The organism is Streptomyces sp. NPDC088194 (genome assembly GCF_040702025.1).
Taxonomy (GTDB): domain Bacteria; phylum Actinomycetota; class Actinomycetes; order Streptomycetales; family Streptomycetaceae; genus Actinacidiphila.
Genome location: NZ_JBFBIV010000194.1, coordinates 1 through 5,249, shown reverse-complemented (window position 1 = coordinate 5,249; position 5,249 = coordinate 1). Strand labels below are relative to the sequence as shown.

The window sequence follows — 5,249 nt, the reverse complement described above, 5'->3', positions numbered from 1 at the left end:
CCCCGCCCCCCCCCCCCCCCCCGCCGCACGTCATACGGTCGGGCCCCGGCGGCGCGCCCGCGGCGCGCCGCCGCTCCCGCTCAGCGCAGCGCCGGCTTCGGAGGCGCCTTGAGCAGGAACACCATCACCACCGCGGCCGAGACGAAGATCGCCGCCAGGGTGAACGCGGCGGTGGCGCCGTTGATGAACGCGTTGCCGTGCGCGTGCCGGGAGACCGTACCGAAGACGGTGACCAGCACCGACAGTCCGAGGCTGCCGCCGATCTGCTGCATCGTCTGGAGCAGGCCGGACGCGGAGCCCGCGTCCTGGGGCTGGACGCCGGAGAGGATGAACGTGTTGAGCGGCATCATCGTCCAGCCGACCCCGAAGCCGACCAGCATCAGCGGGCCGAGCAGTCCGGCCGCGTAGCCGTCGGTCGGGCCGAGCTGGGTGATCCAGATCGTGCCCGCCAGGTTGATCGGCAGCCCGATGCTCACCACCGTCTTCGCGCCGAACCTGCCGATCATGCGCGGCGCGAGCCGCGCGGCGACGAAGAGCGGCCCGGCCAGCGGCAGGAACGCGAAGCCGGTCTTCAACGGGCTGAAGTGCAGATACGTCTGAAGGTACTGGGTGCTGAAGTAGAAGACGCCGAACATCCCGGCCGGCACCAGCAGCATCACGCTGTAGGCGATGGCCCGGTTGCGGTCGGCGAACAGCCGCAGCACCACCAGCGGGCGCTCGACCCGCGTCTCGTTGACGAGGAACGCGCCGAGCAGCGCGACCGCGATCACGAACGACGCGAGCGCCCGTCCGTCGGTCCACTTGCTCTCGCCGACCCGGATGAAGCCGTACACCAAGGTGGCCATGCCGAGCGTGCCGGTCAGCGCGCCCGCGATGTCGAAGCGGCCACCGCGGTGGCGGGCGGTCTCGTTGATGAAGCGCGGTGCGAGCACCATGATCAGGGCGCCGACCGGCACGTTGATGAAGAACACCCAGCGCCAGGAGCCCAGGTCGGTGAGGATGCCGCCGGCGGTCAGGCCGATCGCCGAACCCGCGCCGGACACGGCCGAGAACACGCTCAGCGCCCGGTTGCGCTCGGTGCCCTCGCTGAACGACGTGGCGATCAGGGCCAGGGTGCTGGGCGCGGCCAGCGCGGCGGCGGCCCCCTGGAAGCCGCGGGCGACCAGCAGGGTGGTCGCGTCGTTGGCCAGCCCTCCCGCGATCGAGGCGACGGTGAAGGCGGCGACGCCCCACACCATCGCCGTACGGCGGCCGATCAGGTCGCCTATTCGGCTGCCGAGCAGCAACAGGCCGCCGAAGGCGAGGGTGTAGACGTTGAGCACCCACGACATGCCGGTGGCCGAGAAGCCCAGGTGGGTGCCGATGCCGGGCAGCGCGACGTTCACCACGGTGGCGTCGAGCAGGATCATCAGCTGGGTGCCGACGATGGCACCGAGGACGAGGTACGGGTGGCGGCTCGCGGGGGACGACGGCTGCCGGGTGGGGGCGGGGGCGGCACCGGTGGTGGCGCTGCCGGCCTGTTGGGTGCTGTGGGTCAGGTCTGTTCCTCCGGTGCTGTTGGTGCTGTCGGAGTCACGCGTCGTGGGCGTGGACATGGTGAGTAAGCCTCCAGCGGAGAGAGTAAACGGAGGTCTCCTCCGAAAACTATACGGAGGCTTCCTCCGGAACTACAATCGCTTTCGGCGAGATATTCCGGAGTGGAGGCGGGACCGACGATGCGGGCAGACGCGCAACGCAACTACGACCGGTTGCTCGAAGAGGCCCGGCAGGCGTTCATCGTGCACGGCACCGATGTCGCGCTGGAGGACATCGCCCGGCACGCGGGCGTCGGCATCGGCACGCTCTACCGGCACTTCCCCAACCGATACAGCCTGATGAACGCGGTCTTCGTCCGCGAGATCGACGCGCTCGGCGCTCGCTCCATCGAGTTGATGTCCGCGGACGACCCGACCGAGGCCCTCACCTCATGGCTGTACGCGATGGCGGCGCACTCGTCGGCGTACCGCGGCATGGCCGCGGCCATCGGTGAGGCGTCCGACACGCAGATGCCCGCGTGCAAGTTCAAGTTGCGCGAGTCCGGCGGGCAACTCCTGACCCGTGCGCAGCAGGCGGGCGCGGTACGGGAGGACATCCGCATCGGCGACCTGCTCAAGCTGACGTACGCGGTGGTGCAGGCCGCGGAGAAGGACTCCACGGAGAAGGGGGTCTTCCAGCGGCTGATGAGCATCATGATGGAGGGCATCCGTACGAGGCCGTCCGCGGAGGCGTCGGCAGGGTCGCCGGCGGGAGCACCGGCGGTGGCTTCGGCGGGAGCACCGGCGGTGGCTTCGGCCGGGGAGCGTCGTCCCGCCGCGACGGTCCCGGCCGCGTCCGACGCGCACGCCGGGTCCCGCTGAGCGGGTGGCCTTCCGCGCCTCTGAGCGGCTCTCCTTTCACGGAAGGGGAGCCGCTCAGGGGCGTGGGGCGCGTGGCTCAGGGCTGAGGGTTCAGCGCGCAGGGCTCACGCAGGGCCCAGGGCTCAGCGGCGGCGGACGTCGGCGAGCCGGGGCGTGGGGCTCTCCCCGTTGCCGACCGGACCCGCGCCCAACGGCGGGGCGCCGCGCAGCGGGTGGTGCCGCCGCGGCCCGGGCAACCCGCGCCCGGACGCCAGCCCGTCCGCTGCCGCCGCGGCGGCCACCGCCGCACTGGACCCGCTCCCGGGCAGCGACGCGACGGTGACCTGCACCCCCCGGTCGGCCAGCGCCTGCAACTCCGTGCCGGCGCGCTCGTCGTCCGGCTCGGGCTCGTCGGTGACGAGATGGGTGATCTGGTCGGTCGGCACGGTCTGGAACATCGTGTCGGCGCCGAGCTTCGTGTGGTCGGCGAGCACCACCACCTCCGAGGCGGCCTGCACCAGCGCCCGGTCCACGCTCGCGGCGAGCATGTTGGACGTCGACAGCCCGCGCTCGGCGGTCAGCCCCGCGCCGGACAGAAACGCCCGGGACACCCGCAGCCCGTGCAGCGACTGCTCGGCCCCGCTGCCGACCAGCCCGTAGTTCGAGCCGCGCAAGGTGCCCCCGGTCATCACCACCTCGACACGGTTGGCGTGCGCCAGCGCCTGGGCCACCAGCAGGGAGTTGGTGACCACGGTCAGCCCGGCCACCCGCGCCAGCCGTCTGGCCAGTTCCTGCGTGGTCGTACCAGCACCGACCACGATCGCCTCGCCCTCCTCGACGAGGCCGGCCGCGAGATCGGCGATGGCCGTCTTCTCCGCGGTCGCTAGATGGGATTTCTGCGGGAAGCCGGACTCCCTGGTGAAGCCACCCGGCAGCACCGCACCGCCGTGCCGGCGGTCCAGCAGTCCTTCCGCCTCCAGCGCCCGTACGTCCCTGCGCACGGTCACTTCGGACGTCTGGACGACCCGGGCGAGCTCCCGCAGCGACACCGCTCCGTTAGCCCGCACCATTTCCAGAATCAACTGACGACGTTCTGCAGCGAACACGGAACCGACAGTAACGCCAACGACCGGACGGTTTCAGCGTTTTGCACCCGTTGATGGAAGTCGTGCACAAAACAGACCGTCAAGTGCTATAGCTCGACCGTGCGTTCCCTTCCCCACCTGTCCTGAACCCACCACCCCCCCACCAACCCGCCCTACGCGCCACCGAGTTCCCTGAGCCGCACCCGGCCGGGTGCGAAGTCCGGGGAGTCGATGGCGACGTCCATGTTCCCGGCGTCGATGGACGCGACCTGCCACAGCCGGCCGGCGAACTCGATCGTGCCGCCGACCGGCACGTCGCGGAAGTGGCCTCCGCCGTCCGTGCCCATGACGGTGCTGATATCGCACCGCAGCGGAACGTCGGCGATGTCGGTCACCACGATCGACTTCTCGACACCGCTGTGGTCACGCGCGTTGACCGGCACGTGCCAGAGCAACGGCAGCACGCCCTTGTTGGTCATCGGCCAGTCGGACATCTTCCCTCCCGTTCCGGTCGGAGCACGCAGCCCCGAACCGGTCAGAACGACGCGGTAGGTGCATACCTCGGCGACGGTGTACACATGTCCCGCCAGCGTGACCTTCTGCGCGGCCCTCACCGTCTGCCGGACGGACCCGCTCACCAGCTCCGCGGTCCGGTCCCTGCCATCCGCGTGCGCGGCGTCGTACGTAACCTTCGCCCCTCCGGGCAGGTCGGCTTTGGCGCGGAACAACACGTGCAGCCCCTTCGCCGCCTTCTGCCCCACGCACTCCGGTCCGGGGTCCATCGACGCCGAAGCGGCACGCCGGGGCGAATGCTCGCTCCCTGCTCCCGCACCTCCGCACGCGGCCACGGCAGCAGCAAGACAGCCACCCACCACCAGACGGCCAAGCGCCCCCACCCGACCGTGCGTTCCCTTCCCCACCTGTCCGGCCCCCACCACCAACCCGCCCTACGCGTCTCCGAGTTCCTTGAGCGTGACATGGCCCGGCTTGAAGTCTCTTGAGGCGACGGAGACAGCCATGTTTCCGGTGTCGATGGACGCGACCTTCCATAGCCGGCCGGCGAACTCGATCGTGCCGCCGACCGGCACGTCGCGGAAGGTGCCAGCCGGTCGGCTGTCGTGCACGACGTGGACGGCGCACCGCAGCGGGCCGGACTCGATGTCGGTGACGACCACCTGGTCGCCCCCGGTACTGCTGTTGGGCGTGTGCCAGGCCAGCGACAGCATGCCGTCCCGGGTCATCGGCCAGTCGGTCATCTTCTCTCCCCGTTCGGTGGGCGCGTGCAGCCCAGGACCGGTCAGCACGACGCGGTAGGTGCAGATCTGAGCGACGGTGTACGTGTGGCCGCCCAGGTCGACTCGCTGCGCGGGCTCCACCGTCAGCCGAGTGGAGCCGGTCGTCAACTCCGCGGTGCGGTGGGTGCCGTCCGCGTGTCCTTCGGCGTACGTCACACTCGTTCCGCCCGGCAGCGCTGTCGCGGCCTGGCTGAACAGGTGCAGCCCTTTGGCGGCGCCGCCCCCCTCGCACTCCGGTCCGGGGTCCATCGACGCCGAAGCGGACGGACGGGGCGAATGCCCGCTCCCCGCTCCCGTACCGCCGCACGCGGCCGCGGCAGCAGCAAGACAGACGCCCACCACCAGACGGCCAAGCGCCCCCACTCGACCCTGCGTTCCCTTCCCCACCTGTCCGGAACCCACCACCCCCACCAACTCGCCCTACGCGTCTCCGAGTTCCCTGAGCCGCACCCGGCCGGGTGCGAAGTCCGGGGAGTCGATGGCGACGTCCATGT

At 70.9% G+C, this 5,249-nt stretch carries 6 protein-coding genes; 2 read left to right on the top strand and 4 right to left on the bottom strand.

The window, feature by feature from the left end:
- Positions 1–80: 80 nt before the first annotated feature.
- Positions 81–1,595, bottom strand: coding sequence for an MFS transporter (locus AB0399_RS40270; protein WP_366414669.1), 1,515 nt, complete (start codon positions 1,593–1,595; stop codon positions 81–83).
- A 120-nt stretch (positions 1,596–1,715) separates the two neighbouring features.
- Here AB0399_RS40270 and AB0399_RS40265 point away from each other — a divergent pair, with 120 nt between their 5' ends.
- Positions 1,716–2,396, top strand: coding sequence for a TetR family transcriptional regulator (locus AB0399_RS40265; RefSeq protein ID WP_366414668.1), 681 nt, complete (start codon positions 1,716–1,718; stop codon positions 2,394–2,396).
- A 122-nt stretch (positions 2,397–2,518) separates the two neighbouring features.
- Here the strand turns inward: AB0399_RS40265 and AB0399_RS40260 are convergent, their stop codons facing one another.
- The 3 genes from AB0399_RS40260 to AB0399_RS40250 form a co-directional block, all read right to left on the bottom strand.
- The gene (locus AB0399_RS40260) at positions 2,519–3,481 is read right to left on the bottom strand and encodes a DeoR/GlpR family DNA-binding transcription regulator (protein ID WP_329365494.1); all 963 of its coding nucleotides are present in this window, start codon (positions 3,479–3,481) and stop codon (positions 2,519–2,521) included.
- Positions 3,482–3,633: 152 nt separating this feature from the next.
- Complete coding sequence (locus AB0399_RS40255; protein ID WP_366414667.1) at positions 3,634–4,242, bottom strand: hypothetical protein; 609 nt, start codon at positions 4,240–4,242, stop codon at positions 3,634–3,636.
- Between the two features lie 165 nt (positions 4,243–4,407).
- Complete coding sequence (locus AB0399_RS40250) at positions 4,408–5,004, bottom strand: hypothetical protein (protein ID WP_366414666.1); 597 nt, start codon at positions 5,002–5,004, stop codon at positions 4,408–4,410.
- A 27-nt stretch (positions 5,005–5,031) separates the two neighbouring features.
- Here AB0399_RS40250 and AB0399_RS40245 point away from each other — a divergent pair.
- Positions 5,032–5,249: hypothetical protein (locus tag AB0399_RS40245; RefSeq protein WP_366414665.1), on the top strand; the 218-nt coding region annotated here is incomplete at its 3' end.